Origin of the sequence: Devosia sp. Root413D1, from assembly GCF_001425235.1 — a bacterium.
Lineage (GTDB): Bacteria > Pseudomonadota > Alphaproteobacteria > Rhizobiales > Devosiaceae > Devosia_A.
Genome location: NZ_LMEA01000011.1, coordinates 584707 through 610582, shown reverse-complemented (window position 1 = coordinate 610582; position 25876 = coordinate 584707). Strand labels below are relative to the sequence as shown.

General features: G+C 65.4%; 31 protein-coding genes. 9 read left to right on the top strand and 22 right to left on the bottom strand.

Annotated features, from left to right (window positions below; genetic code table 11):
• Positions 1 to 157: 157 nt before the first annotated feature.
• Entirely contained in the window at positions 158 to 1333 is a 1176-nt protein-coding gene (locus tag ASC89_RS20365) for an HD-GYP domain-containing protein (RefSeq protein WP_162247972.1), read from the top strand.
• Here the strand turns inward: ASC89_RS20365 and ASC89_RS20360 are convergent, their stop codons facing one another.
• The 4 genes from ASC89_RS20360 to ASC89_RS20345 all read right to left on the bottom strand — a co-directional run bounded on the left by ASC89_RS20360 (position 1334) and on the right by ASC89_RS20345 (position 4719).
• Positions 1334 to 2503 carry an AAA family ATPase gene (locus ASC89_RS20360; protein WP_055880789.1) on the bottom strand — a complete coding sequence of 390 codons (1170 nt, stop codon included), beginning with the start codon at positions 2501 to 2503 and terminating at the stop codon, positions 1334 to 1336. It lies immediately after the preceding gene.
• A gap of 98 nt (positions 2504 to 2601) precedes the next feature.
• Positions 2602 to 3033 carry a hypothetical protein gene (locus ASC89_RS20355; protein WP_055880787.1) on the bottom strand — a complete coding sequence of 144 codons (432 nt, stop codon included), beginning with the start codon at positions 3031 to 3033 and terminating at the stop codon, positions 2602 to 2604.
• 355 nt (positions 3034 to 3388) lie between these two features.
• A complete protein-coding gene (hemF, locus tag ASC89_RS20350) occupies positions 3389 to 4258 on the bottom strand; it encodes an oxygen-dependent coproporphyrinogen oxidase (protein WP_055880784.1) in 870 nt (289 codons plus the stop codon).
• Positions 4255 to 4719, bottom strand: a complete 465-nt coding sequence (locus tag ASC89_RS20345) for a tRNA (cytidine(34)-2'-O)-methyltransferase (RefSeq protein ID WP_200940470.1) — start codon at positions 4717 to 4719, stop codon at positions 4255 to 4257. The genes hemF and ASC89_RS20345 overlap by 4 nt, the downstream gene beginning before the upstream one ends.
• A 236-nt stretch (positions 4720 to 4955) precedes the next feature.
• Between ASC89_RS20345 and petA the strand changes: the two genes are divergently transcribed.
• The 5 genes from petA (at position 4956) to ASC89_RS20320 (ending at position 8554) form a co-directional block, all read left to right on the top strand.
• Complete coding sequence (gene petA, locus ASC89_RS20340; RefSeq protein WP_055881291.1) at positions 4956 to 5480, top strand: ubiquinol-cytochrome c reductase iron-sulfur subunit; 525 nt, start codon at positions 4956 to 4958, stop codon at positions 5478 to 5480.
• A 14-nt stretch (positions 5481 to 5494) separates the two neighbouring features.
• A complete protein-coding gene (locus ASC89_RS20335; protein ID WP_055880780.1) occupies positions 5495 to 6784 on the top strand; it encodes a cytochrome b N-terminal domain-containing protein in 1290 nt (429 codons plus the stop codon).
• A 17-nt stretch (positions 6785 to 6801) separates the two neighbouring features.
• Positions 6802 to 7644: a cytochrome c1 gene (locus tag ASC89_RS20330; RefSeq protein ID WP_056001205.1), complete on the top strand. Its 843-nt coding sequence runs from the start codon at positions 6802 to 6804 to the stop codon at positions 7642 to 7644.
• A 131-nt stretch (positions 7645 to 7775) separates the two neighbouring features.
• Positions 7776 to 7976: a hypothetical protein gene (locus ASC89_RS20325; protein WP_055880775.1), complete on the top strand. Its 201-nt coding sequence runs from the start codon at positions 7776 to 7778 to the stop codon at positions 7974 to 7976.
• Positions 7977 to 8023: 47 nt separating this feature from the next.
• Complete coding sequence (locus ASC89_RS20320; RefSeq protein WP_056001202.1) at positions 8024 to 8554, top strand: adenine phosphoribosyltransferase; 531 nt, start codon at positions 8024 to 8026, stop codon at positions 8552 to 8554.
• Positions 8555 to 8632: 78 nt separating this feature from the next.
• Here the strand turns inward: ASC89_RS20320 and ASC89_RS20315 are convergent, their stop codons facing one another.
• The 18 genes from ASC89_RS20315 to lgt all read right to left on the bottom strand — a co-directional run bounded on the left by ASC89_RS20315 (position 8633) and on the right by lgt (position 23986).
• A complete protein-coding gene (locus tag ASC89_RS20315) occupies positions 8633 to 10537 on the bottom strand; it encodes a diguanylate cyclase domain-containing protein (RefSeq protein ID WP_162247971.1) in 1905 nt (634 codons plus the stop codon).
• A gap of 199 nt (positions 10538 to 10736) precedes the next feature.
• Positions 10737 to 10907, bottom strand: a complete 171-nt coding sequence (locus ASC89_RS28530; protein ID WP_156384696.1) for a hypothetical protein — start codon at positions 10905 to 10907, stop codon at positions 10737 to 10739.
• 525 nt (positions 10908 to 11432) lie between these two features.
• Entirely contained in the window at positions 11433 to 11795 is a 363-nt protein-coding gene (locus tag ASC89_RS20310; protein WP_055880766.1) for a hypothetical protein, read from the bottom strand.
• Positions 11796 to 11803: 8 nt separating this feature from the next.
• A complete protein-coding gene (locus ASC89_RS20305) occupies positions 11804 to 12361 on the bottom strand; it encodes a MaoC family dehydratase (RefSeq protein WP_055880762.1) in 558 nt (185 codons plus the stop codon).
• Positions 12358 to 12882 (bottom strand): MaoC family dehydratase, encoded by a 525-nt coding sequence (locus ASC89_RS20300; RefSeq protein WP_082533492.1) that lies wholly within the window; start codon positions 12880 to 12882, stop codon positions 12358 to 12360. Before ASC89_RS20300 ends, ASC89_RS20305 begins: the two co-directional genes overlap by 4 nt.
• Before the next feature lie 269 nt (positions 12883 to 13151).
• The gene (locus ASC89_RS20295; protein WP_055880759.1) at positions 13152 to 13574 is read right to left on the bottom strand and encodes a hypothetical protein; all 423 of its coding nucleotides are present in this window, start codon (positions 13572 to 13574) and stop codon (positions 13152 to 13154) included.
• A 122-nt stretch (positions 13575 to 13696) separates the two neighbouring features.
• Positions 13697 to 14797, bottom strand: coding sequence for a redox-regulated ATPase YchF (gene ychF / locus ASC89_RS20290; protein ID WP_055880756.1), 1101 nt, complete (start codon positions 14795 to 14797; stop codon positions 13697 to 13699).
• A 268-nt stretch (positions 14798 to 15065) separates the two neighbouring features.
• Positions 15066 to 15800, bottom strand: coding sequence for an aminoacyl-tRNA hydrolase (gene pth / locus ASC89_RS20285; RefSeq protein ID WP_056001196.1), 735 nt, complete (start codon positions 15798 to 15800; stop codon positions 15066 to 15068).
• A 62-nt stretch (positions 15801 to 15862) separates the two neighbouring features.
• Complete coding sequence (locus ASC89_RS20280; RefSeq protein WP_055880751.1) at positions 15863 to 16501, bottom strand: 50S ribosomal protein L25/general stress protein Ctc; 639 nt, start codon at positions 16499 to 16501, stop codon at positions 15863 to 15865.
• Positions 16502 to 16732: 231 nt separating this feature from the next.
• Positions 16733 to 17998 (bottom strand): RNA polymerase sigma factor, encoded by a 1266-nt coding sequence (locus tag ASC89_RS20275; protein WP_056001964.1) that lies wholly within the window; start codon positions 17996 to 17998, stop codon positions 16733 to 16735.
• Between the two features lie 21 nt (positions 17999 to 18019).
• Positions 18020 to 18400, bottom strand: a complete 381-nt coding sequence (locus ASC89_RS20270; protein WP_055880748.1) for a YciI family protein — start codon at positions 18398 to 18400, stop codon at positions 18020 to 18022.
• A gap of 13 nt (positions 18401 to 18413) precedes the next feature.
• Positions 18414 to 18863 (bottom strand): iron chaperone, encoded by a 450-nt coding sequence (locus ASC89_RS20265; RefSeq protein WP_056001193.1) that lies wholly within the window; start codon positions 18861 to 18863, stop codon positions 18414 to 18416.
• A 25-nt stretch (positions 18864 to 18888) separates the two neighbouring features.
• Positions 18889 to 19278, bottom strand: coding sequence for a VOC family protein (locus tag ASC89_RS20260; RefSeq protein WP_056001190.1), 390 nt, complete (start codon positions 19276 to 19278; stop codon positions 18889 to 18891).
• A gap of 136 nt (positions 19279 to 19414) precedes the next feature.
• The gene (locus tag ASC89_RS20255; protein WP_056001187.1) at positions 19415 to 19822 is read right to left on the bottom strand and encodes a YciI family protein; all 408 of its coding nucleotides are present in this window, start codon (positions 19820 to 19822) and stop codon (positions 19415 to 19417) included.
• A 285-nt stretch (positions 19823 to 20107) separates the two neighbouring features.
• Positions 20108 to 21043 (bottom strand): ribose-phosphate pyrophosphokinase, encoded by a 936-nt coding sequence (locus tag ASC89_RS20250; RefSeq protein ID WP_055880738.1) that lies wholly within the window; start codon positions 21041 to 21043, stop codon positions 20108 to 20110.
• Between the two features lie 285 nt (positions 21044 to 21328).
• Complete coding sequence (gene pgeF / locus ASC89_RS20245; protein WP_056001184.1) at positions 21329 to 22099, bottom strand: peptidoglycan editing factor PgeF; 771 nt, start codon at positions 22097 to 22099, stop codon at positions 21329 to 21331.
• 2 nt (positions 22100 to 22101) lie between these two features.
• A complete protein-coding gene (locus tag ASC89_RS20240; protein ID WP_200940465.1) occupies positions 22102 to 23181 on the bottom strand; it encodes a class I SAM-dependent methyltransferase in 1080 nt (359 codons plus the stop codon).
• Positions 23174 to 23986, bottom strand: coding sequence for a prolipoprotein diacylglyceryl transferase (lgt, locus tag ASC89_RS20235; RefSeq protein WP_056001181.1), 813 nt, complete (start codon positions 23984 to 23986; stop codon positions 23174 to 23176). Before lgt ends, ASC89_RS20240 begins: the two co-directional genes overlap by 8 nt.
• A 164-nt stretch (positions 23987 to 24150) precedes the next feature.
• Here lgt and ASC89_RS20230 point away from each other — a divergent pair, with 164 nt between their 5' ends.
• From ASC89_RS20230 to ASC89_RS20220, 3 genes are read left to right on the top strand one after another with little or no spacing between them, the layout of a single operon-like run.
• The gene (locus ASC89_RS20230) at positions 24151 to 24390 is read left to right on the top strand and encodes an accessory factor UbiK family protein (RefSeq protein WP_056001178.1); all 240 of its coding nucleotides are present in this window, start codon (positions 24151 to 24153) and stop codon (positions 24388 to 24390) included.
• Positions 24387 to 25100 carry a metallophosphoesterase gene (locus ASC89_RS20225; RefSeq protein WP_056001175.1) on the top strand — a complete coding sequence of 238 codons (714 nt, stop codon included), beginning with the start codon at positions 24387 to 24389 and terminating at the stop codon, positions 25098 to 25100. The genes ASC89_RS20230 and ASC89_RS20225 overlap by 4 nt, the downstream gene beginning before the upstream one ends.
• A gap of 50 nt (positions 25101 to 25150) precedes the next feature.
• Positions 25151 to 25873 carry a metallophosphoesterase gene (locus ASC89_RS20220; protein WP_055880722.1) on the top strand — a complete coding sequence of 241 codons (723 nt, stop codon included), beginning with the start codon at positions 25151 to 25153 and terminating at the stop codon, positions 25871 to 25873.
• The last annotated feature ends 3 nt before the right edge of the window (positions 25874 to 25876 follow it).

Below are 25876 nucleotides of genomic sequence, written 5' to 3'. Positions count from 1 at the left end.
TTGGTGGCAGGACATAAGGCGCCAGGAATGCGGCAGCGGCAGGGCCACGGTTTACATGGCGATCCGCGGTCAATTGCATTCAAAGATTCACGAAACATCTACGAATGTACGGCGTGATGATCGCGACCAGCCAAGATTATCGCCGACGATGGGCAAAGTGCCGCAAATAGCAGAGCCAGCAGCAACGTCAGAGCCGAAGGGCCTGGGCACGGTGGTGTTCGTGTGCGATCCGCATTGGGAGGGGCACGGCAAGGCCATGGCGGGACAGCTCGGCGCGCCGGTGCGTCTGCTTTCGGAGCTGACCCACCGCGACCTCGCCGATGCCGAGCAGGTGGTGGTCGATGCGGACCTGCGCGACATGGATTCGGTGGGCAGGCTCAAGCATGCGCTCGACCGGGTGCCGGCGATCAAAGCGCGGACGTTCCTGATCGATGAGGGCGGCAGCGAGCGCTTGCTGCGGGTGCAGGCCAATGCCCTGGGGGCGACGCGCCACATGGTGCGGAAGTTTGCCCTGGCGGAGCTCCGCCGCGAGTATTCGGTGACCGGCCGGGCGCGCCGCTCCGCGGCGGCGGAGGCAGCGCTCAGGGCCGACACGGGTGGCGTGTCGATCGCCGACGCCGAACGCTCGCTCGAGGTGCTGTTCGAGGGCATACTCAGCGACGCGCCGATGTCCATGGAAGCCGTGTCACAGGCCGCGGCAGGCGTCCTGGCCAGCGTCAAGGCGGTTGGCGCCGATGCCTGGCTCGCCTCGGTGCGCCGGCACCATGAGGGGACGTTCCAGCATTGCCTGTTGGTCACCGGCGTCGCCGCGGGGTTCGCCAAGGGAGCGAAGCTCGGCGGTGGGCAGGCGGCGGCGCTGATGAATGCTGCGCTGCTGCACGATGTCGGCAAGGCGGTGATCCCGCGCCACATCCTCGATAAGCCCGGCAAGCTCACCCCGGAAGAGTTCGAGGCGGTGAAACTGCATCCCGGCGCCGGGTTCGACTATCTGAGCAAGCACGGCACGGTGTCGCCGCTGGTGCTCGACGCGGTGCGGCACCATCACGAAGCGCTCGACGGCAGTGGTTATCCGGACCAATTGCGCGGCGCTGAGATCGGGCCGCTGACGCGTATTCTCACCGTCTGCGATATCTTTGCGGCGCTGATCGAGACCCGGCCCTACAAAGAGACGCGGACGCCGCACGAGGCGATCAGCATGCTGGTCGACATGAGCATCAGCAGCAAGGTCGACTATGCGGCGGTGCGGACGCTCGGCGATAGTTTTGGGATCTCGCTGCCGGCGCAGTTCGGCGACGTGGTGCGCGGCTTCGCCGTCACCCGGCCGCGCGGCTGATCACTCATCATCGAACACGCCGAGCGCGCTGAGGCCGCGGATGGCGGTGCCATCCTCGGTGCGGATCACTTCGCGCGGCACGATGCCGCTCTCCTCGGCAATGGCGTCGGCGAGCGGCTGCGAATGGGTGACGACCCAGATCTGCGCGCGCTCGGCGGCCTTGACGATGGTGCGGGCCAGCGCCGGCAAGAGGCTCGGATGGAGGCTCGCTTCGGGCTCGTTGAGGGCGATGAAGGGCGGCAGCCGGTAAGAGAGCAGGGCGCCCATCAGGGCGAGGAACTGCAGCGTGCCGTCCGAGAGTTCGTGCGCCCAGAAGGTGCGCTTGGGCGTTTCGGGGAAGATCATGCCGAAGCGCGCGAACTCTTCGGGCGGTGGCACGACCAGTTCGGCGCCGGGGAAAGCGGCACCGATCGTCGCATCGAGGTCAATGGTTTCGCCCCGAACATGGCGCAGGGTCGCCAGCACCGATGCGAGGTTTCCGCCGCTGGACGCCAGCATCGGTGAAGTGATGGCGCGCGACGGCCGCCGCAGCGCCGAGTCGGGATCGGTGCGGAAGCCGTGGAAGAAGCGCCAGTTGCTCAGCTCCTGTCGCACCACGGCGATCTCCGGGTAGCCGCCGCGCACGGTCGAAAGCGCCGTCTCGCTGGCCAGCGCCCGCTCGTCGATCAGCTCGCGCTGACCGCCGGCGGCGCGGGCGAATACCGCGTTGTTCTTCCGTTCGAGCAGGGCGACGGGGCGCTTGCCCTGCCGCAGCTCGACGGTTTCCTCCTTGATCTGCGCTTCGGTTGGAAAGGCGGCGGAATCGGGGGTGGGGAAACCCAGCTCGATCCGGTAGGTGGGCAGAAACTCGTCGAGCTCCAGCCGAGCTTCCAGCGTCAGGCGGTTACGACCCTCGTGGGCGCGATACCCGTCGGTGCGGTACATCGGATCGAAGCTGCCATCGGCGGAGAGGTTCCTGCCGCCGGCCCAGAAGATCGAGCCGAGGCCACCTTCGCGGGCGATTTCGTCGGCCAGGGTGCCCCTCGCGGCGGCGTGCAGCAGCTCGAGCGAGCGGTAGAGGTTGGTCTTACCGACGCCGTTGCCGCCGGTGAGGACGGTGAGCTGGCGCAACGGCAGGCGCAGCTTGCGGACCGAGCGAAAACCCTTGATCTCGACATCGGTCAGCGTCATCGGCCCGGCTTCGCTCCTCTCGCGTGGCAGAGGTGTAGCGCGGCCAGCGAAGGGATAGAAGCGGTGCGCGGGTCAGGGCCCGCGCACCGCTTGTGGCCTCATGAAACGTAGAGCTGCACCGCGCCATTGCCGGCGGGAGCGATGTCGACGACCTGGTTGACTGCGATGTGGTTGCGGGCCAGGAGCTGCATCGCCGCTGGATCGGCCTTCAACGCCTCACGCAGCAGGTGGATCGACTGGTCGCTGGCGTTGAGCGCGTCGAACGCCTTCGTGGCATCGCCACCATCATTCCAGGCGGTATCGAACTTCACCACCGAGACGGACCTGGCGTGCAGCAGGTCGGCAATGTTCTGGCGGTTGAACACCTGGACCTGCGGATCGAAGCTATCGACCGACATGCCGCTATTGGGCTTGGCGAGGGAGAATGCCGGGGCGGAAGCGAAGGCCGGGGCGGCGGCGATCAGGATTGCCGCGGCGGCAGCCGTGGCTCCCAAGCCCTTGAGAATATTGCCCTTGAGAACGTTGTTCATTTTTGAACTCCACAAGCAGCGAAGCTGAAGCGCGGTTCCGTTGCGCTGGCTGGAACCGTTCGAGGGTGCGATTTTGCACCGGCCCCTAGCATCTAGGAGCAGCCCGGGACCGCCGGTAGTTTCCGGCGGCTTAAGCTTCGGCAAGGTTGGTAAGGGTGGGGTCATGCGCAAATCTCTCCATGATCCTCCCCCGCGTGGCGGGGGAGGGACGAGGCCAGAGGCCTCACCCCGGGGGGACCAGCGAAGCTGGTGGAGGGGGGGAGCCCAAGCCGGAGAGTCTTGCCGCCCCCTCCACCGCCTTCGGCGGTCCCCCTCCCCCGCCACGCGGGGGAGGATCAAGGAGAGGTCGGTGTCTTTACGGCCAGCGCACTTCCGGGGGCATGGAGGAGAGAATCGAGGTGACATTGCCGCCGGTCTTCAGCCCGAAGGTAGTGCCGCGGTCGTAGAGCAGGTTGAACTCGACATAGCGGCCGCGGCGGATCAACTGCTCGTGGCGCTCGGCCTCGGTCCAGGGCGTCTCGAAATTGCGGCGAACCAGGGCGGGGTAGACGCTGTCGAAAGCGCGGCCGACGTCCTGGGTGAAGGCGAAGTCGGCGTCCCAGTTCCCCGAATTGTGCTGGTCGTAGAAGATGCCGCCGATGCCGCGCGGCTCCTTGCGATGCGGCAGGTAGAAATACTCGTCGCACCATTTCTTGTAGGCGGCGTAATCGACGCCATGCGCCTCGCAGGCGGCCTTGTAGGCCAGGTGGAAATCGATGCTGTCAGGGTCGTCCTGGGTGCGCCGGCGATCCAGGACGGGAGTGAGGTCGCCACCGCCGCCGAACCACCATTTGCCGGTGACGATCATGCGGGTGTTCATGTGCGCGGCGGGAACATGCGGGTTCCAGGGGTGGATGATCACCGAGACGCCGGCGCTCCAGAACTCAGCGCCTGCCTCGGTATGCGGCATCTGGCGGGCGAACTCCTCGGAGAAGTGGCCGTGGACGGTGGAGATATGGACGCCGGCCTTCTCGAACACCCGGCCGTGCAGCAGGCCCATCTCGCCGCCGCCACCGGCTTCGCGACTCCACGGTTCGATCTCGAACTTGCCGGCAGGCCGGTCGGCATGCGGCCCCTTCACCTCGGCTTCGACGGCCTCGAGGCTCTGGCAGAGCTGATCGCGGAAACTCCGGAACCAGGCCGCGGCCACTTGCTTTTTTGAGTCAATGTCGGCGGGTAATGTCATGAGAGAGCTGCAAAACCGTTGGTCTGTCGCAGCGCCTCACCTAGCACGAGGCTGCCGGCCACGGCCACGTTGAGCGAGCGCATATCTTGTCGCATGGGAATGCGGACGCGCAGCTCAGCGTCATCAGCCACCGCATCCGGCACTCCGGCCGACTCACGGCCGAGCAGCAGGATGTCGTGGGGTTGATAGGCCACGGCATAGGCCGAGACGCTTGCCTTGGTGGTGAGGAGCGCCAGCCGGCGCCCGGCCGAGCGGCGCCAATCATTGAAATGGGTGTAGCTGTCGTGCTCGGTGAACAGGGCGTGCTCGAGGTAGTCGAGCGCCCCGCGGCGGATCGAACGCGGCGAGAACTGAAAGCCGGTCGGATGGATGATGTGCACCATGACCCCGAGGCAGGCGCCGAGGCGGAGCAGGGTGCCGGTGTTCTGCGCGATATCGGGTTGGTAGAGGGCCAGATCGATCATTGGAATTCTTGAGTATAGCGGTTAGGTTTTAGGCGGTTGCTATAGTGTCGCATCGGGGGAAAGTCACCCTGACTCCGGCTGGACAAGCCCCATTCATAGTGTCAAAAGAACGCCCAAATCACGCGCTGTTGAGGGCGGGGGTTGGCTCTGGCTATGTGGCCCTATGCCAACGGGCACCGAGGCGCTGATCAAGACACAACAGACGGAAGCTTACCTTGGCGACGCAATCCAATCTGGCACATCAGGACGACCCTAAACCGGGTCGGCGCGATTTCCTCTATATCGCGGCGGGCGCCGTAGGCGCGGTGGGCGTTGCCGGGGTGACCTGGCCGCTGATCAACCAGCTGAACCCCGATGCGTCCGTGCTGGCGCTGGCCAGCATCGAGTTCGACCTTTCCGGCATCGAAGTGGGCCAGTCGGTCACCATCAAGTGGCGTGGCCTGCCGGTGTTCGTGCGCAACCGCACGCCCGAAGAGATCGCCGAGGCCAAGGCCGTTCCGATGTCGGACCTCAAGGATCCGGCGACCGACGAACAGCGCACCAAGCCGGGCCATGAGCAGTGGCTGATCATGATCGCCAACTGCACGCACCTCGGCTGCATCCCGGTCGGCGATTCCGGCGATTACAACGGCTGGGCCTGCCCCTGCCACGGCTCGCAGTTCGATACTGCCGGTCGTATCCGCAAGGGCCCCGCGCCGACCAACCTGGTGCTGCCGCCTTACGAATTCATTTCCGATACGCTCGTGAAGATCGGTTAAGGGGACTCGACCAGATGGCTCACGAATCCAGCTACGTCCCCGGTAACGTCGTCGAGAAATGGATCGACGACCGCCTGCCGATCATCCGGTGGTCCAAAGAACACCTGATGGACTACCCCACGCCGAAGAACCTCAACTACTGGTGGACCTTCGGCGCCATCCTCGCCTTCATGCTCGGCGTGCAGATCGTGACGGGCATCATTCTCGCCATGCACTACACCCCGCATGTCAGCCTCGCCTTCGACTCGGTGGAGCATATCCGCCGCGACGTGAATGGCGGCCGCATCATCCAGGCCGTGCATGCCACGGGCGCCTCGATGTTCTTTGCGGCGGTCTATATCCACATGTTCCGCGGGCTGTATTTCGGCTCGTACAAGGCGCCGCGCGAGATCCTGTGGATCCTCGGCGTGCTGCTGTTCGTGCTGATGGTGACCACCGCCTTCATGGGCTACGTGCTGCCGTGGGGCCAGATGAGCTTCTGGGCCGCGACCGTGATCACCAATATCCTGGGCGCCATTCCGGTGCTCGGCACGCCGATCCTCGAATTGCTGCGCGGCGGTTTCGCCGTCGACAACGCGACGCTCAACCGCTTCTTCTCGCTGCATTACCTGCTGCCGTTCATCATCGCGGCGGTGGTGGCGCTCCACATCTGGGCGCTGCACGTGCCGGGCAACAACAACCCGATCGGCGTGGAAGTGAAGTCGAGCCGCGAGACGGTGCCGTTCCACCCGTATTACACGATGAAGGACCTCTTCGCGGTCATCGTGTTCTGCATCCCGTTCGCCTGGTTCGTGTTCTTTGCGCCCGATATCCTGGGCCACCCCGACAACTACATCATGGCGAACAGCCAGGTGACGCCGGCTCACATCGTGCCCGAATGGTACTTCCTGCCGTTCTACGCGATCCTGCGCGCCATCGACTTCAACATCCTGTTCATCGATTCGAAGCTGGGCGGCGTGATCTTCTTCGCCGGCGCGATCCTGGTGCTGTTCTTCGTGCCGTGGCTCGATACGTCCAAGGTCCGCTCGGGCACCTTCCGCCCGATCTTCAAGTGGTTCTACTGGCTGTTCGTGGCGAACTTCGTGTTCCTGACCTGGCTCGGTTCGGCGCCGGCCGAGGGCATCTACGTGCTGCTCTCCAAGATCGCCACGGCCTACTACTTCATCTACTTCATCATCGTGCTTCCGCTGCTCGGACGCTTTGAGACGCCGCGGCCCTTGCCGACGTCGATCACTGAGTCCGTGCTGGCCAAGCACAAGGCGCCGGCGGCCGCTCAGCCTGCCGCTGCGTCGACGTCGCACTGACCCGGGGCCCAACGCCAATGATCAAGACCAAAAGCATTATCGGCGCCCTGCTGGTGAGCATGCTGTTCGCGGCGGTTCCCGCCGTGGCGCAGGACCACGGCACCCCGGAGATCAAGAAGGAAGCCTGGAGCTTCGCGGGTCCGTTCGGCACCTATGATCGCAACCAGCTGCAGCGCGGCTTCCAGGTGTTCAAGGAAGTCTGCTCGAGCTGTCACTCGGCGCGGCTCATCGCGTTCCGCAACCTCTCCGAGCCGGGTGGTCCCGAGTTCACCGAGGGCCAGGTGAAGGCGCTGGCGGCCGAGTACGAGATCAACGATCCCGAGGCCGAGGGCGGCAAGCGCCCGGGCATCGCAGCCGATCGCTGGCCGTCGCCGTTTGCCAATGATCAGGAAGCCCGTGACGCCAATGGTGGCGCGCTGCCGCCGGACTTCTCGGTGCTGGCCAAGGCCCGCGGCACGACGCAGCCGTTCCCGTGGTGGATCTTCAACTACTTCACTGCCTACTCGGAAGGCGGCCCGGACTATATCCACGCGCTGCTCAACGGCTATGTCGACCCGCCGCCGCATGGTGCCGAGGTGCCGGAAGGCAAGCACTACAACACCTACTTCCCGGGCCACGCGCTCGGCATGGCGCCGCCGCTCAGCGACGGTCTCATCACCTATGAGGCAGGCGAGACCGGCAGCGTGCCGCTGACCGTCGACCAGTACTCGCGCGACGTCGCCTCGTACATGATGTGGATGGCCGAGCCGCACCTCGTGGCGCGCAAGGAAGCCGGCTTCCAGGTGATCGCGTTCCTCCTGGTGTTCGCCGGGTTGATGTACTTGGTGAAGCAGAAGCTCTGGTCGCGCGTCGAGCATTAAGCCGACGCTGCAATGAACAACGCAAAGGGCCCTGTGGGGCCCTTTGTCGTTTCTGCGCCCCTTGCGATCCGGGGCGGCATCGTCGATATTCTCGGGCGAAGCAGTTCCTGGCGAAACATCCGGAGGCCCACATGTCGATCATTCGCGGCGCCATCACGGCCGCAGCCCTGGCCCGGACCATGATCGCCCATCCGATGGTGCGTGCCGGCATTGCTGCGGCGCCGCTGCTGCTGACGCCCAAGGTCAAGGCCGCCGCCAAGGACGCGACGCTCAACACCGCCTACAAGGCTGGCCAGCTGGCGCGCAAGATCGTCAACAGCACCAAGCGCTAACCCCGCGCTGATCTCCTTCATCGTTTCCCAACAGCCGAAGCACACTCATGCTCGACCTCAAGTCGCTCGTCCGCACGATCCCCGACTACCCCAAAAAGGGCATCCTGTTCCGTGACATCACCACGCTGATCGAGGATCCCGCCGGGTTTCGCGAAAGCGTCGACCGGCTGGCCGGATTGCATCGTGACCTGGGGATCACACACGTCGCGGGCATCGAGGCGCGCGGCTTCATCTTTGGCGCCGGCGTCGCCATTGCGCTCGGCGTCGGGTTCATCCCGGTGCGGAAGAAAGGCAAGCTCCCCGGCGAGACGATCGGCCAGAATTACGCGCTCGAGTACGGTGTCGACACGATCGAGATCCATGCCGATGTGATCGGGTCCGGCGACAAGGTGCTGCTGGTCGACGACCTGATCGCCACCGGCGGTACGGCAGTGGCGGCAGTATCGCTGCTGCGGCGGACCGGCGCGGAAGTGTCACATTCCGGCTTCGTCATCGACCTGTTCGACCTGGGCGGGGCGGAGAAGCTCCGAGCCACCGGGGTGAAGGTCGAGGCGCTGATCCCGTTCGAGGGGCATTGAGGGGCAGCAGGCGCTGAGGCCTGCAGTCGGCGCGCCCTCCCCCGCAAGCGGGAGAGGGTACCCGACTGTCAGTACCTGCTAATGCACTACGCGCAAACTGCGGGGCAGCACCTCGAAGCGGCGGCGCCAGCCGCTGACCTGGTCGCGGCCGCCGCTTTTGGCGGCATAGAGCGCCTCGTCGGCGCGGCCGACGAGGTCGGCGGCGTTGCGGTCGGTCTGGCCCGGGGCATAGGCAGCGATGCCGAGGCTGACGGTGACGCGGCCGAACTCGCTGGCCTGGTGCGGTAGCGCCAGCGCTGCCAGCAGCTCGCGATAGTCGTTGGCCAGGCGGTAGGCGGCTTCGGCATCCGCCTCGGGCAGCACCACGAGGAACTCCTCGCCACCATAGCGGGCGATGAGATCGGCCGGGCGGCGGAACACCTGGCTCAGGCACTGGCTCACCGCCTTCAGGCAGGCGTCGCCGGCAAGGTGACCGTAGCTGTCGTTGTAGGCCTTGAAGTGATCGATATCGAGCAGGATGACGCTCAGCGCCGTATCAGAGCGGAGGCTGCGAGCGATCTCGATCTCGAGCCGCTGGTCGAGGGCGCGACGGTTGACGAGGCCGGTCAGTGCGTCGGTCGTCGCTTCCTCGCGCAGCCGTTCGGCGACATCGAGCAGTTCGAGCTCGGTGCGCTTGAGCCGGGTGATGTCGGAGACCACCACCATCGAGACGCCGTCGAGCGAGGGGCGAGTGGAGACGCGCAACCAGGTGCCGTCGTACAGGTGCACCTCTTCCTCGGCGTCGTGGTGCAGCGACTCGGTGATCTCGTCGATCCACTCGGCGACATCGGCAGGCGACGAGCCGACCTGCTGCTCGCGCCGTTCGGCCGCGGCTGCGAGAATGTCGCGGATATTGGCGCCGGGGACGCGGACGTCCGAGGTCAGCGGGAAAAGCTTCTGGTAACGGGCGTTGCAGAACAGCAGCTTGCCGGCGTGGTCGAACATGGCGACGCCATCGGTCATCTGCGCCATGGCGAAGGCGAGGACGCGCTGGCGCTCGTCGAGTTCCAGCTCCAGGTGCTTCTGGTCGGTAATGTCGCGGTTGTGGGTGATGAGCCCCATGGCGCGGCCGCTTGGGTCATTGAGTTGTACCTCGAGCGTCTGCAGCCAGCTGGTGCCACCGTCCGGGCGCTCTACCGGCTGCTGGAAACTCCAATGCGTCTCGCCGGTATGGGGCGGCGAGGCAGGGCGAGCGACGCCGAGCTCGTCGCCGGGGCGTCCGATCAGCGCTTTCGACGAGCTCACCCCGAGTAACGTCGCGGTCGCCGGATTGGCGATGACGAAACGGCCCTCGGTATCCCTCACACTGATGCTGTCGGGCAGCTCGTCGATCACCTGGCGATAGATCTGGTTCTCGCGCCGTGCCGTGCGCAACTCCTCGTCATGGGTGAGCGCGAGGCCCGAGAGCATCACCGCGAGGAACAGCAGGGCGGTGCGCGCGGCAAGCAGCGGCACCCAATCGCTCATGCCGGGATCGATCGGAACGAAGGCGATGGTCAACAGGCCGATGGCGCAGGTGGCGAGCGCCAGCGCCGGCGAGTGCCAGCGGGCGATCGACAATCCGCGGCGGCGTAGCAGCAGGTGGCCGAACGAGGCGGCAAGGGTGACCAGGGTCATCGACACCATGCCAGCGGGCGCCCCGACGCCACCGACCCAAAGGCGATAGGTGATGGCCGGGATAAGCGCCGCCAGCGCCGCCAGCGGGCCGCCGAAAAAGGCGGCAAGGGCGAGGAGGCAGGTGCGCAGGTCGAAGAAGACGCCAGGCGCGAACTGCACCGGGAACAGCATGGCCGCGATGGCGCCGAGCCCCATCACCGCGCCGAAGCCGGTCTCGACCGCCCGCGGCCCGAAGCGCTCGAACACGTCGCGCAGCTGGGTCCAGACAGTGACGACGAACGCGACGACCGAGACGTTGGTCATCAGGCTGTACCAAGGCGACTCCATGACCGGGGGACCTCGTGGCGCGGGTAGGCAATAGTGTCGTCGCATGATTGTGCGCCGGTGCGCATAACGAAGCGCTAAATCGTTGAATAGAAAGCATTGGGGTCGGTAAGTGTTTGTTGGCGCTACCGGCCGCCCCCTGCTCGGGAGCGGGTTTTCCCCGTGATTGGGCGCCCCGGCGGCGTTGCCGGGGCGCCTTCGCTCATCGCGATTTAGGCCCACCGAGCAATGGCGGCAGGGCCAGCTTCTGCGGCTCAGGCACAGGGTGCCCGGCCGGCCGACGCACCGGCTGATAGGGGTTGGCGCCAGGGCGGCCGCTCCAGCTTTGCTTGTTGACCGGGGTAGGGCGCTGGTAGGTCATGAATTTGGGCATAAGCAATCTCCTTGCCCGCCGCGGCGCAGTAACGCCAGAAACGAGCTCAAGTAGCGGCGCGACGCAAAGCAGTGCTGTGCGCGAGCCGCGGTTAGCGATGAAGTGCAGGGGGGGATTGGACGCCCGAGGCGCCGGACAGAGTCAGCCCGTCATCTGGAGCAGTGCTGTGGTCGGCATCCGCGCATCAGCTGCCACTCGCAAGGCGAGGGAAGCAATGGCTCGGGCGTCCGCAACAGTGCTCAGATCATTTTCGGGCGATACTCCTCTGGAAGGCGCGTTGTTTAGCGCTGGAGGGCGGGGAGGTCAAGATGGATGTGGCGCAGTATCGACACATCCCGAGGTTGTCGACGGACTTCCCACGCCCACCGGATGTCATCCCAGCGAAAGCTGGGACCCAACTATCGGCTGGTGCGGGCGGCGAAATGGGTCCCAGCTTTCGCTGGGATGACATCGAGTTTGAGGATAGCTGCGGTGGTCCACTGACACATCGGTTGCCCTGTTGCAGCGCCCCTAGGCCCGCAATGCCTACCCCCGCGGGGTGCAGGTGAGGACGTTCTTTTCTGCGGTGTAGAGCTGCAGCACGTCGCGGCCGGCATCGTCGAAGCCGAGGATGGCGTTGGTGATGCCGGCGCCGGCGACGAGGTTGCCATCGAGGAAGGTGACGCCGTTGGAGGCCATCTCGACGGTGCCGCTGCCCGATGCGGTGCTGCCGAAATTGGCCGAGGCGTAGCCGTAGGAGCCGGCATAGATGGTGAGGAGCCCGGCGCGGGCGCCGTCGACATTGGCGCGGCAGCCCCAGTTGCCCTCGACGCCGACGCCGGTGAGCGACTGCGCAGTGGCGGGCGCGGCTGCCAGCAGCAGGGCAGCGAAAGCAAGGGCAAGGCGCATGGCGTGACTCAACTCCGTTGGGTCAGCAACTTCCCTAATCCGGGGATTTTGGTCAACGCCTCAAGAACCCGTAAGTGCGGCGGCATCCGATAGTCGCGCAGCTTCGAGAAGCCGACCAGTTCGGCATGGTAGACTTTTTCGCCGTGCTGGTTCACCGCATCGAGGCTGTTGAACAACAGGCCCCAGCCGGGAATCGAGTTGGACGGGCGCTTGCCGGTGACGGTGAGCGTATAGGTGACGGTGTCGCCGGGCCGCACCGGCGCCTTGAATTCCATCTTGTTGACGCCGGGGGAGGGGCCGGAAACGCCTGGCTCCTGGCCGAGGTCGCGCAGCCGCACTTCCTCGGCGTCGAGCGCGTCGACCATCTTCCTATGCCCCATCAGCACGGTGTGCCAGCCCGAGGCAATAACGCCGCCGAAGTGGCTTTGGGCCGCCGCAGCGGGGTCGAGATGGAAATATTGCGGGTCGTATTCCCGGCCGAAGGCGAGAATCTCTTGTTCGCTGAAGGTGTGGCTGCCGAGCGGGAACGGCTCGTCGATGGCGATGTCCTCGAACCAGCGGGTCATGCGGCACCGCCCTGTTCGACGTCATAGGGCTGCTCGGGCTGCGCCTGCATGCCGGCTTCGGGCTCGCGGCTCTCAACCAGGTTGGCGAGCCGCATGCTCATCACCGGCTGGCCCTTCTGGTTCTTCACGTCGAGATCGATGCTGACAATGCCCCATTGAGGATGGTGGCGAGAGCGACGCAACTCGGCAATGGTGGCGGTGGCCCAGATGGTGTCGCCCTTCATCACCGGCTTCTTCCACTTCAAGTCGGAAAAGCCGAGCCCACCGGCCGAAGCGATCTTCGACAGGAAGCTATCGCCGAGCAGGCGCAAGGTCAGCGCCGCGGTCTGCCAGCCGGAGGAGGCAAGCCCGCCGAGCAGCGAGCGCTTGGCGGCGGCTTCATCGAGGTGGAAGGGCAGGGGATCGAACTCGCGGGCAAAGGAGAGGATCATCTCCTTGGTCACGAGGGTCGAGCCGAGATTGACGGTCTCGCCGACGACGAGATCCTCGAAATGGCGGCGGTCAGCAGTAACGGCGTTCATGGCGGGTTGACGTATACGTCAACGGGGAGGGGAGAGGCAAGGTGGTGGGTGGTCCTACGCTATGCGGAGCGGGACCTTGCAGACCTACCTGGATGTTGCCCCACCCACCGGCGGTCATCCCAGCGAAAGCTGGGACCCATCTATCGGCTGGTGCGGGAGGTGAGCGGACGAGGGCAAGAGCCCTCGCTGCGGGGTCCCAGCTTTCGCTGGGATGACATCGAGGTTGGGGAAGCGCTGGTGCCCTCCGGAGCAGAGGGTCCACCTTCGGACTACGCCAATCCCCAGATGATCGCGATGCTGCGAGCGGTGCAGTAGACGACGAAGTTCACCGCGAACAGGCCGAGCAGCCAGACCGGCAGGCGGCGGGCGGCGTCGCCGGAGATGATACCGGTCCAGAGCAACAGGCCCACCGCCCCGATGACCAGCGCGAACATCACCACGAACCAGCCACCGAGGATATTGCCGATGGCAAGGATCACCGGGGTAAGCGCCGCGGCGACGATCGGACCGATCACCCATAGCGCCTGCTTCTCGCGCCACAGGATGGCGGCGAGGATGCCGAGCAGCAGCAGGGCGAAGCCCACCGTCGGAATGACGGTAAAGGGGGTTACGGTGCCCCCGATCAGCGCCGGTGGTCCGGCGAGGTAGGACGATATCGTCGGCCACCAGGAGCCGAAGAGCTGGTCGAGCATGACGGGGCTCAGGGGTTATGAGTTAGGAGGTCAAAAACGTATTTGGCTTGTTGCGCTTTCGAACCGGAAAAGTCTGCAATCCCCGCCTTCGCGGGGACAGGCTTTTTCCTGAAAACGCTCCCTTAGGTATTGAACTTGAACAACATCACGTCGCCGTCCTTGACGACGTATTCCTTGCCTTCGTCGCGGGCCTTGCCGGCTTCCTTGGCGGGGACTTCGCCGCCCAGGGTGACGAAATCGTCGTAGCCGATGGTCTGGGCGCGGATGAAGCCGCGCTCGAAATCGGTGTGGATCACGCCGGCCGCCTGGGGGGCGCGGTCACCCTTGTGGATGGTCCAGGCGCGGGTCTCCTTGGGGCCGACGGTGAAATAGGTCTGCAGGCCCAGCAACTGGTAGGCCTCGCGGATCAGGCGGTTGAGGCCCGGCTCATGCAGTCCGAGGCTTTCGAGATACTCGGCCTGCTCCTCGTCGGGCAGTTGCGCCAACTGGCTCTCGATCTCGGCGGAGATGACGATCACCGCGGCGTTGTGCTGCTTGGCATACTCCTCGACCTGCTTGGTCATGGCGTTGCCCGACGCGGCCGAGGCCTCGTCGACGTTGCAGACATACAGCGCCGGCTTCGAGGTCAAGAGCTGCAGCTCGACAAAGGCCTTTTCTTCCTCGGCCGAACGCTGCACCAGGCGCGCCGACTTGCCATCGCGCAGCAGCAGCAGCGAGCGATCGATCAGCTCGAGGGTCAGCTTGGCTTCCTTGTCGCCGCCGGTCTTGGCCTTCTTCTCGACGCCGTTGCGGCGCTTCTCGAGGCTCTCGAGGTCGGCGAGCATCAGCTCGGTCTCGACCACTTCGGCATCGGCAAGCGGATCGACCTTGTTGGCGACGTGGATGATGTTGCCGTCTTCGAAGCAGCGCAGCACATAGGCGATGGCGTCGCATTCGCGGATATTGGCGAGGAACTGGTTGCCGAGGCCTTCGCCCTTCGACGCGCCTTTCACGAGGCCCGCGATATCGACGAAGCTCATCTTGGCCGGCAGGATCTGCGCCGATTTGCCGATAGTGGCGAGCTTATCGAGGCGCGCATCGGGGACGGCGACCTCGCCGGTATTGGGCTCGATCGTGCAGAACGGGAAGTTGGCGGCCTGCGCGTTGGCAGTGCGGGTCAGCGCATTGAAAAGCGTCGACTTGCCCACGTTGGGCAGGCCGACGATGCCCATCTTGAAACCCATGACAGTCTCCGGAAATCGTCGTTGGCGGCGCGAAGAAAGCCGCGCCAATCGTTGCGCTTCACATCGGGTGATCGGGCGCGGAAGTCAATTGGTTTGGTGAGGGACCGCGAGGCCGGTGCGACGCCTCCAACAAGCTCGATTGTCATCCCAGCGAAGGCTGGGACCCAACTCACAGTCTGCGCAGGGGGAGGCTTGGGTCCCAGCTTTCGCTGGGATGACAGCCGGTGGTTGAGGGAGCGTCGAGCACACCGCAGCCACAGGCCCACGCTCAGTCCTTCTTGAACAGCTTCTTCAGCATGTCCGCCATCGGACCGGTCTCAGGCAGTTTGGCCTGCGGCGCAGTTGGCCGAGCGGCGCGGATGTGACTTTGCGCTGGGGCCTTCTTGCGGGTCGGGTCGGCGGTTTCCGGGCGCTGGCTGCGCTCGGCGCCGTCACCCTGCACGGCGATGGCGAGCTTGTTCATCAACCCGTTATCGTCGCCCTTGACGATCATCACCGCATTGTCGGCGATAGCATCGAGCAGCGGGATCAGCCAGGCCTGCTGTTCGGCCTTCGAAAAATCGCCGAGCACATGCGGCATCACCAGGTCTTTGTGACCGGGGTGGCCGACGCCGAGGCGGACGCGGCGATAGCCGAGCCCGATCTGCGGATCAATGGAGCGCAGCCCATTGTGCCCGCCATTGCCGCCGCCGACCTTGACCCGGGTTTTGCCCGGGGCGAGGTCGATCTCGTCATAGAGGACGGAAACGTCTGATGGCCCGAGCTTGTAGAAGGTGGTCACCTTCTGGACGCTGTCGCCGGAGGAATTCATGTAGGTCTGCGGCTTCAGCAGCAGCACCTTTTCGCCGTCGATCGCGCCTTCGGCGATCAGCCCCTGGAACTTCTCGCGGAACGCGGGAAAGTTATGGCGGCGCGCAATGGCGTCGACCGCGAGGAAGCCGATATTGTGGCGATTGTTGCGGTATTTGTCCCCGGGATTGCCGAGGCCGACGATGAGATGCATCGGCTAACTTCCAGGCAGGGGAGGGTGGGAGCGGACGCGAGGCCCGCTCCCGTATAGACAGCTTATTCCTTGGGGGCGTCGGCAGCCGGAGCAGCCTCGGCGGCGCCTTCTTCGGCTTCTTCGGCGCGCAGGCCCGACGGAGCAACGATGGTGGCGATGGTGAGGTCAGCTTCGTGGCTGTGGTCGGACGCGCCGGCCGGCAGCTTGATCGACGAGATGTGGACGCTGTCGCCAACATCGAGACCGGTGAGATCGACGACGACCTCCTCGGGGATGTGGTCGGCATCGACGGTCAGGTCGAGCGTGTGGTGGACGATGTTCAGCACACCGCCGCGCTTGATGCCCGGGGAAGCGTCATCGTTGATGAACTTCACGTGCACCTGGACATTGAGCTTGGTGCCCTTGCCGACGCGCAGGAAGTCGACGTGCAGCGCCTTGTCCTTGACGGGATCGAGCTGGTAGTCGCGCGGAATGACGCGGTGCTTCTCGCCATCAACGTCAACAGTGACGATGTGGGAGAGGAAACCACCGGCGTAGATCGACTTCATCGCCTCGTTGTACGAGATCGAGATCGGCAGGGGAGCCTTCTTGTCACCATAGATGACGGCAGGAATGAGCCCCTCACGACGCAGTGCACGAGCGGCCCCCTTGCCCACCCCGCTCCGCGCCTGAGCCTTGAGCTCTTTAGCAGCAGTAGCCATTGAATGATCCATTCATGGGTTGGTGTGAACTCTGACACATCAAAGCTCACGCACCCGTCCTCCAGGGGTGACGGGCGCTTCATGGGCGGTGGCTATAGTGGAAGAAGCCCCGGCGAGCAAGGGGCGAAGGCGGGGCAATGGGCAGTCGGCAGTAGGCAGTCGAAGAACGGGCGGAGGTAGCGGGAGTCCTGCGACTGCCGATTGCCGATTGCCGACTGCCGAGACCGAAGGTCACCCATCCGCCAGCGCCGCGATCTGGCTGCGCAGATAGTGCCGCACCGCCGCATCGGTGGCGAGGCCGCTGGCGAGGGTGAGGGCTTCGTGTGCCTCGCCCCTCAACCCGGCCTGCGCCATCAGGTGACCGCGCGCCGCCCAATAGGGCTGGTAGTCGGCCATGCGCCGGTCGTCGCCGAGCGGCGCGATGGCGGCGAGCGCCGCCTCGGGACCCTCGAGTTCGGCCAATGCCATGGCGCGGTTCAGCGCGACGACCGGCGAGGCGCTGAGCGCCAGCAGGTGATCGTAGAGGGCGAGGATCGCGGGCCAGGTGTTGGCGCCGAGCGTACGGCGGGTGACATGGGCGGACTGGATCGCCGCCTCGATCTGGTAGCGGCCGGAGGGGCCGGCGGCGTTGGCGGCTTTCAGCAGCGCCTCGGCGAGGCCGATCTGCGAGTCGTCCCAGAGGCTTGTATCCTGCTGTTCGAGCGGCACATACGCCCCGTCAGCCGAGCGGCGGGCAGCGCGGCGCGCTTCGGTATAGAGCATCAGCGCCAGCATGCCCTTGGCCTCTGGCTCATCGGGCAGGAGGCCGACGACGAGACGGCCGAGCCAGATGGCTTCCTCAGCCAGTTCGATCGAGGCGGCATCGCCGATCTCGGCCCAGCCCTTGGTGTAGGCAGCGTAGATCGCCTCGAGTACGGCATCGAGCCGCTCGGGCAGCAGCTCCTTGTCAGGGATGCCGAACGGAATGCCGGCATCCTTGATGCGGCCCTTGGCGCGCACCAGGCGCTGGCCCATGGTCGCCGGCGGGATCAGGAAGGCTGCGGCGATATCGATGGCGGTGAGCCCGAGAATGGTCTGCAGGATCAGCGGCGCGCGCATGCCGCGCTCGATCGCCGGGTGGGCGCAGGCGAACATCAGCGCCAGGCGCCGGTCGGGGATTTCCTCGGGGGCGTCGGCCGCGGCTTCGATTTCATCGGCGATCATTTTGAGATGCTCCTCGCCCGCCTGCCGAGTGGTGCGGCGGCGCAGCGCGTCGGTCTGCCGCCGGCGGGCGACCGTCAGCAGCCAGGCATCGGGATTGTGCGGCACGCCCTCGCTCGGCCAGCTGTGGAGAGCCGCCGCAAAGGCTTCGGCCAATGCATCCTCGGCGCCAGCGACATCGCGGGTGCGGGCGGCGAGGAAGGCAACGAGGCGGCCATAGCTTTCGCGCGCCACCCGCTCGGCGACGCCAGAGGCGCGCTCGGCGGCCCGGGCGGCCTCGTTGCCTTCGCTTTGCATCATCAGCCGTAGCTCCGCATGTCAGGAGTCTTTGCGCCTGAGGCTGAGGTCGGGCCGGGGGTAGTTCTCGGCCAAGGGACGGATCTCGATCGAGCCGTAGCGCGAGCTCGGGCAGCGCTTGGCCCAGGCGATCGCCTCGTCGAGATTATCGACCTCGATCATGAAGTAGCCCGCGAGCTGCTCCCTGGTATCGGCGTAGGGGCCGTCGAGCACCTCGGTTCGACTGTCGCCGAAGCGAACAGTGGTCGCCGCCGAGGCCGGCTGCAGGCGTTCGCCCGCCGCCATGCCGCCGCCCGCTTTGGCTAGTGCCTCGTTGAACGCGGCGTAATCGGCCCAGAGCTCCTTCTGCGGCGCATTGGCAAGGGCGACTTCGTCGTGATGGATCAGCATCATGTAGCGCATGGTGGAGCGATCCTCAGCGGGTGGCTTGCTTGACGAGCTCGGTGATGCGCTTCTCGTCAGCGGGGGTGAGCTTGAGCAGGGCGAAGCTCGACGGCCACATGTTGCCATCGTCGAGCCGTGCCGCTTCGTTGAAGCCGAAGGTGGCGTAGCGCGCCTTGAACTTCGCCGCATCCTGGAAAAAGCAGATGCTCTTGCCGTCCTTGTAATAGGCCGGCATGCCGTACCAGAGCTTGCTGGTCAGCTCGGGCGCCGCAGCCTTGACGAGGGTGTGGATGCGCTCGGCAAGGCGGCGGTCGGCCTCCGGCATGGCGGCGATCTTGTCGAGCACGGCCTGCTCTTCCTCGGCGGCGCTGGCGTTGCGCTTCAGCTCCTTGGCGCGCTCCTTCATCGCGGCCTTTTCTTCGGCGGTGAAACTGTCGGCGGCTGCGTCGGTGCGCTTCACGGTGTTCTTCGCGGTGGCCATTTTCGGTTCTCCTTTTGCTCAGCGCTTACCAGTTCAACTGCACGAACTGAATGATGTTGCCGCAGGTATCGTCCACCTGGGCGATGATCGAGGCGGTGACGTCGGTCGGCGGCATGATGAACGCGCCGCCTTTGGCCTTGATCCGCTCATAGTCGGCCTTCACGTCCTTGGTGTGGAGCAGCAGCGCGGGCTGGCCCTCGGCGAACATCGCCTGCTGGTAAGCCTTGGCGGCCGGGTTACTGTTCAGCTCGAGCTGCAGCTCGGTGCCATCCGGATCGTCGGGCGAGGTGACGGTCAGCCAGCGATAACCGTGATTGCCGAAGTCGGCCTTCTTCTGGAGGCCCAGCACCTCGGTATAGAATTTCAGCGCCTTGTCGTGCTCGTCGACATACACCTTGGTCAGCTTGATCTGCATCGGTCTTTTCCCTGTCATTGGGCTGGCGGCGATGGCCGCGTCAGCGTCAGGACACCGTGCCCTGATACGACAATGACGGGGGTGCTCAGACCATTTCGACTCCCGGGCAAAAAAACTTCAGAAAAATCTGTGGCGCTCAGAATCCGGAGATCAGGGCGCGGACTTCCACCGGTCCCCACTGCGCCGCGGGGCACTTTTTCGCCCAGGCAAGCGCCTCGTCCATGTCGGCCGCTTCGATGATGTAGAAGCCGCCGAACTGCTCGCGGGTCTCGGCATAGGGGCCGTCATGCACCTTGAGCTCGCCGGCATCGTTGACGAAGGCAGCACCGCCCTTGTTGTCTTCGCGATAGCTGGCGTCGCCGCCTTCCATGACCAGGGTCTTGGCGTCATGGGTGCGGGCGAGGGGGGCGGTCATCACGAAGGCGCCGGCCTTGGTCAGCGCCTCCTGATAGGCATAGAGCGTTTCCATCGCCTTCTGCATCTGGTCGGGCGGGATCTGGGCTCCGGCTTTCTCGTCGGCATAGAGCATCAGCATAAAGCGCATCGGTGTCTCCTCTCCTGGGCACGATAGCCCCTCAGGGCAATGTCGGGCGAGAGGAGGCGATTTCGACAGGGGGATGAGGATTTTCACTACTTGCCAGCTCACCGGCCCATCTCCCCCTTGGCGGGGGAGAAAGCGAAAACTTGGGCTTAGCGGCAAGAGAGGGGGGCGTGGGTTGGACACGGTGGCTCCGCATCCCCTCTCTTGGAATTTCTAAGGCTTAGCCAAGAAGCTAAGCCCAAGAAATTCCATTCTCCCCGCAAGGGGGGAGATGAGGAGAGAGCGGTCTCAGTCCAGCAAACTCGAGACGCTCTGTTCGCTGGCGGTGCGGGCGATGGCTTCGCCCATCAGCGGGGCGATCGAGATGATGCGGATGTTCTTGGCGGCCTTGGCGGCATCGGTGGCGATGATCGAGTCGGTGATCACCAGTTCCTTCAGCTTCGATGCAGCGATGCGCTCGGCTGCGCCCTCGGAGAGCACGCCGTGAGTGATGTAGGCCGAGACTTCGGTGGCCCCGGCCTTGAGCAGGGCTTCGGCGGCGTTGACCAGCGTCCCGCCGGAATCGACGATGTCATCGATCAGGATGCAGGCGTGGCCGGAGACGTCGCCGATGATGTTCATCACTTCGGAGACACCGGCCTTGGGGCGGCGCTTGTCGACGATGGCGAGGTCGGCGCCGATGCGCTGCGCGGTGGCGCGGGCGCGGGCCACACCGCCGACGTCGGGCGAGACGATCATGACGTTGCCGTTGGGCGAGTAGTGCTCCTGGATATCGCGAACCATCACCGGCGCGCCATAGAGGTTGTCGGTCGGGATATCGAAGAAGCCCTGGATCTGCGCGGCGTGGAGATCCAGCGTCACCACGCGGTTGACGCCGGCCTCGGTGATCAGGTTGGCCACGAGCTTGGCGGAAATCGGAGTGCGCGAGGCGGACTTACGATCCTGCCGGGCATAGCCGAAATAGGGAATCACCGCGGTGATGCGACGGGCCGAGGAGCGGCGCAGCGCATCGGACAGGATCAGCAGCTCCATCAGGTTGTCATTGGCCGGATAGGAGGTCGACTGCAGGATGAACACATCCTCGCCGCGGACGTTCTCGTGGATTTCGACGAAGATTTCTTTGTCGTTGAAGCGCTTGACCGTGCAGTCGGTCAGCGGGACTTCGAGGTAGCTCGCGACGGCTTCGGCGAGCGCGCGGTTGGAATTGCCGGTGACAAGTTTCACGAGCGCGCTCCGCTATCGGGCCGGTCCGGGGAGTTGCCGGCTCCTGATGCGCGGGTCTTTAGCTTGGGGCGCAGCGGGGCGCAATGCGCCTTGTGACGGATCGGTGAAGGAATCTGGGCGGTGTGACCGCAATCCATCCGGTGACCGCAATCATGAGGTCAGGCACGGAGTCATTCCCGCGAAAGCGGGAACCTCTGTTTTCTGCGTGTGCCGCGAACTCCGCAAACGGGGGTTCCCGCTTTCGCGGGAATGACCCGGTGGGTAACGGCGAGCTTGGGAGAGGAACTACAACCCGCCCAACCCGATCACGCTCAGCTGCCGCCCGGTGGTGATGGCCTTGTGCGTGGCGTAGCGGTGCGAGAAGTACTTCTTGGGCTCGGCATAGGTGCAGATGCCCAGGTCGTCGACCAGGCCGACACCGGCGGCGATCAGGTGGTCGAACACGAAGCCGGGCAAGTCGAAATGCTCGCGCCCGCCATTCGGCTTGGTGATGCGGTTTTCGGCGTCGCGGTGGTCGCGGATCAGCTCGGCGGCGAAGTCGGGGCCGACTTCGTAGTTCGGGCCGGAAATGGTCGGGCCGATGGCGGCGACGATGCGGTCGGGGCGGGCGCCGAGGTCGACCATGGCGGCGACGGTTGCCTCGGCGATGCCGCCGGTGGCGCCCTTCCAGCCGGCATGCGCCGCGCCGATCACCCGGGCCTCGGGGTCGGCGAAGAGGATCGGGGTGCAGTCGGCGGTGAGGATGCCCAGCGCCAGGCCATGGACGCGGGTGACGAAAGCATCGGCCTCGGGGATATCATCGGGGTCGGGCTGGCGCGTGACCTCGAGCACGGTGACCGAGTGCACCTGCTTCAGCGTCACCAGCTGGTTGAGCGAAAAGCCAAGGATACCAGCGATCTGCGCGCGGTTCTCGATGACATGATTCAGCTTGTCGCCAGCCGACAGCGAGACATTGAGCGAGGAGAACTCGCCGGTCGAGACGCCGCCGCGCCGGCCGAAAAAGCCGTGCCGGATGCCGGGGATGCGCTCGAGGGCGCGGCTCACTTCGAAAGGCATGCTCATTTCGGGAAACCGATCGGCTCGATGTTGCCGGAATGGGCGCAGAACACCTTGAACAGGGTGCCCATTTCGGTGCTGTCGACGAGGCGCTTCAGCGCCGCGGCGATAGTGTCGATCTGGCCCGGATTGGCCTTGGCCAGCTGCGTGGCGCGCTCGACAATGCCGAGTCCGCCGAGGAAATCGCGCTGCGTCGAGAGCTTTTCGACGGTGAGGCCGAGCTCGGTTGCGACCTTGCCGAGGCCGCCGAAATCGACATGCGCGCTCAAATCGATCTCGCCGGGGGCATCGAGCGGGTCGGCGAATGCATGGTTGCGCACCGCCTGCAGGGTTTCGCCGGTCTGGGTGGTGGCGTAGCCATAGTCGATGGCGAGGATGGCTCCCTTGTTCGCGGCAATGCGGCTGCCGAGTTTCTCCATGATGTCGGCGGCGGCGAGGCTGACCTCGTAGATTTCGCCGGGCTCGGCGTTGGCCAGCTCGATCGGCATGGCGGCAGCGGGGATCGGCGTCGGGTTGAGCCCAAAAGTGCGCTTGCCGTCGCGGAGGCCAATCTGGCGTTCGTGCCAACCGTCGGTCGCCTTGACGAACTGGCGGATGGGCAGGGCATCGAAGAACTCGTTGGCGACGACGAGCAGCGGATCGTCGGCGACGGCGTCGACCTCGCTGGCCCAATAGGGATTGTACTTGCCGAGCCGCTCGGCCTGCTGCTCCCGCAGCGCCGGATTGGTCTCGAACAGCTGCAGGTGGCAGGCATCGAGAAAACCCTCGGCCTTGGCGGCGACGCGCAGCGCATCCTGCATCAGAGTGCCGCGGCCGGGGCCGAGCTCGAGCAGGGTGAAGCTCTTGGGCTGATCGAGCTGCTGCCACAGGTTGACGATGAAGAAGCCGACCAGTTCGCCGAACATCTGGCTGATCTCGGGGGCGGTGATGAAATCGCCCTTGGCCCCGAGCGGATCGGTGCCGGTGTAATAACCGGAACGCGGGTGGGTGAGCGCCAGGCTCATATAGGTGGCAAGCGACATAGGGCCGGTCTGGCTCAGCTGCATGTCGATGATATCGCCGAGGGAGCGGGTATCAGCCACGGGCAGGCCTCATGGCGTAAACGATGAGGCCGATGCCGGCGACGAGAATGGGGAGGCTCAGCACCATGCCCATGGTGAGCCAGCCACCATAGAGATAGCCGAGCTGCGCATCGGGCAGGCGGAAGAACTCGACGAAGATACGGCTGAGCGCATAGCCGATGCCGAAAATGCCGGCGACGAGGCCGGGCTTTTTCAGCGCCCCGAGCTGGTTGGTGGCGATGCGAATGACGATGAACAGCAGCACGCCCTCCAGCAGCGCTTCGTATAGCTGGCTCGGGTGGCGCGGCAGGTGTTCGGGATCGGTGGGGAAGACCACGGCCCAGGGCAGGGTGGTCGGCGCGCCGTAGAGTTCGGCATTGATGAAGTTGGCGACGCGGCCGAGGAACAGCCCGATGGTGCCGATGGCGCCGAGCAGGTCCATGCCGGAAAGGATGTTGCCGCCCTTCGAGCGGACGAACAGCGCCATGGCCAGCATGATGCCGACGAGGCCGCCATGGAAGCTCATGCCGCCATCCCACAGCGCGATGATCTCGCCGGGGTTCGCCGCGTAGTAGCCGAAATTGTAGAACAGCACATAGCCGATGCGGCCGCCGATGATGATGCCGACCACGGCCCAGAAGGCGAAATCCCAGATCGCCGAGGGCTCAAAGGGCGGGCGGTTGTCCTTCCACAGCCCATGCCGGCGCAGCAGCGTGGTGGCGTAGGCCGCGCCGCCCAACACACCGATGAGATAGGCCAGCGCATACCAGCGGACGACGAGCGGCCCGATGGCGAAGGCGATGGGATCGATATTGGGGAAGGGCACGAAACGCGCTCCGGGTCGAGAAAATCCACTCCCATGCGCATTGCCCGCCGGGGTGGGCGAGATTGCGACGAGGAGGCTGAGACCTTTTAGCCACCGCTATGGTCTGGTCAAGGCACCGGCGGCAGCCTAGATATCGAGCACAATTGTGAAGGCGAGGACGGACGATGACCCAGGGTGGCAAGATATTCGACGAGCTGGGCAAGCTGATGAACAACGCCGCCGGCGTCGCCGATGGCGTGCGCCGCGAGATCGAGACGGCGGTGAAATCGCAGCTCGAGCGGCTGGTCGCCGACATGGACCTGGTCAAACGCGAGGATTACGACGCGCTGCGCGAGCTGGTGCAGGCGCAGAGCGCCGAGCTCAAGGAGCTGAAGGCGCAGGTCGAGGCGCTCAAGTCCAAGTGAGGATCGCGGTTCTTTCCGACGTCCACGGCAACCTCGAAGCGCTGGATGCCGTGCTGGACGATATTGCCCTCGAGAAGGTCGAGGCGACGGTGGCGCTCGGCGATTTCCTGAGCGGGCCAAGCAACCCGTTGGGCGTGGCCGATCGCTTCATCGAGCTGGGGCTGCCTGCCGTGCGCGGCAACCACGATCGCTACATCACCGATGGGCGCGACAAGGACTGGCACATCGATGCGCTGGTGCGCGGCATGCTCGATGCGCGCCAGCAGCAGTGGCTGGCCTCGGTGCCGGCGACGCTGCTGCTCGAAGAGGACGTGTTCCTCTGTCACGGCACGCCGCGCGACGACAATACCTCGTTCATGGACACCATGGTCGGCACAATCGCGACCATGCATGCGCGCGACCATATCGAGGCGGAAGCGGTGGGGTTCGACCACGACGTGCTGCTCTGCGGCCATACTCATGTGCCGCGCAGCCTGAGGCTCGCCGATGGGCGGCTGGTGGTGAACCCGGGCAGCGTCGGGCTGCCGTTCGAGATCGGCTCGCCCGATGCGCGCTACGCCATCATCGAGAAGCGCCGGGCCGGGTGGAATACGGAGTTGCGCGCGGTTGCCTATGACCACGCTGCCGCGGCAAAGCAGGCGCTGGATAAGGGCTATCCGGCCTGGGCAGAAGCGCTGACCTGGGGATGGGCCAGCCCGAAGGGGCTGTAGGGACGTTCAGAAGACTTTTCGTCGCCGCATTTGCTGGGAACGGTGCAGCCATGAGAATCGCGGTTATTTCCGACGTCCACGGCAACCGGCTGGCGCTGGAGGCGGTCGAGGCCAGTATCGCCATGGTCGGGGTCGATGCCACGATCAACCTGGGCGACCTGTTCGCCGGACCCCTCGATCCGGTGGGCACGGCTGACCTCTTGATCGAGCGCAACTACCCCACCGTCATCGGCAACCACGACCGCTACATCGCCAACGGCCTGCCGGCATCGAAACAACCGGTTGACAGGTTCGTCAGTGAGCGGCTGCGGCCGGTGCATTACGACTATCTGAGGAGCCTGCCGGCGACCCGCGACATCGAGGGCGAAGTGTTCCTCTGCCACGGCACTCCGACCAGCGACGAAGAGCCGTGGCTCGACGCCTGGTGGACCGACCGCACGGTGACCATGCCGGGCGAAGCGAGCGTGACGGCGAAGGCGGACGGGCTGGATTTCCCGGTGCTGCTCTGCGGCCATACCCACGTGTCGCGCATCGTGCGGCTGCGCGACGGGCGGCTGGTGGTCAACCCGGGCTCGGTGGGGCTGCAGTTCAACTACGGGGCGCCCGATGCACGCTATGCGGTGCTGGAGCGGCATGGCGGGCAATGGTCGGCCAGCATTCGCGCCGTGCCCTATGACTTCGAGGCCGCGGCGCAGCAGGTGATCGCCAATGGCTTTCCACAATGGGCCGAGGCGATCCGCACGGGCTGGGCCAGCGCGATCGGGTTGTTCTGAGGC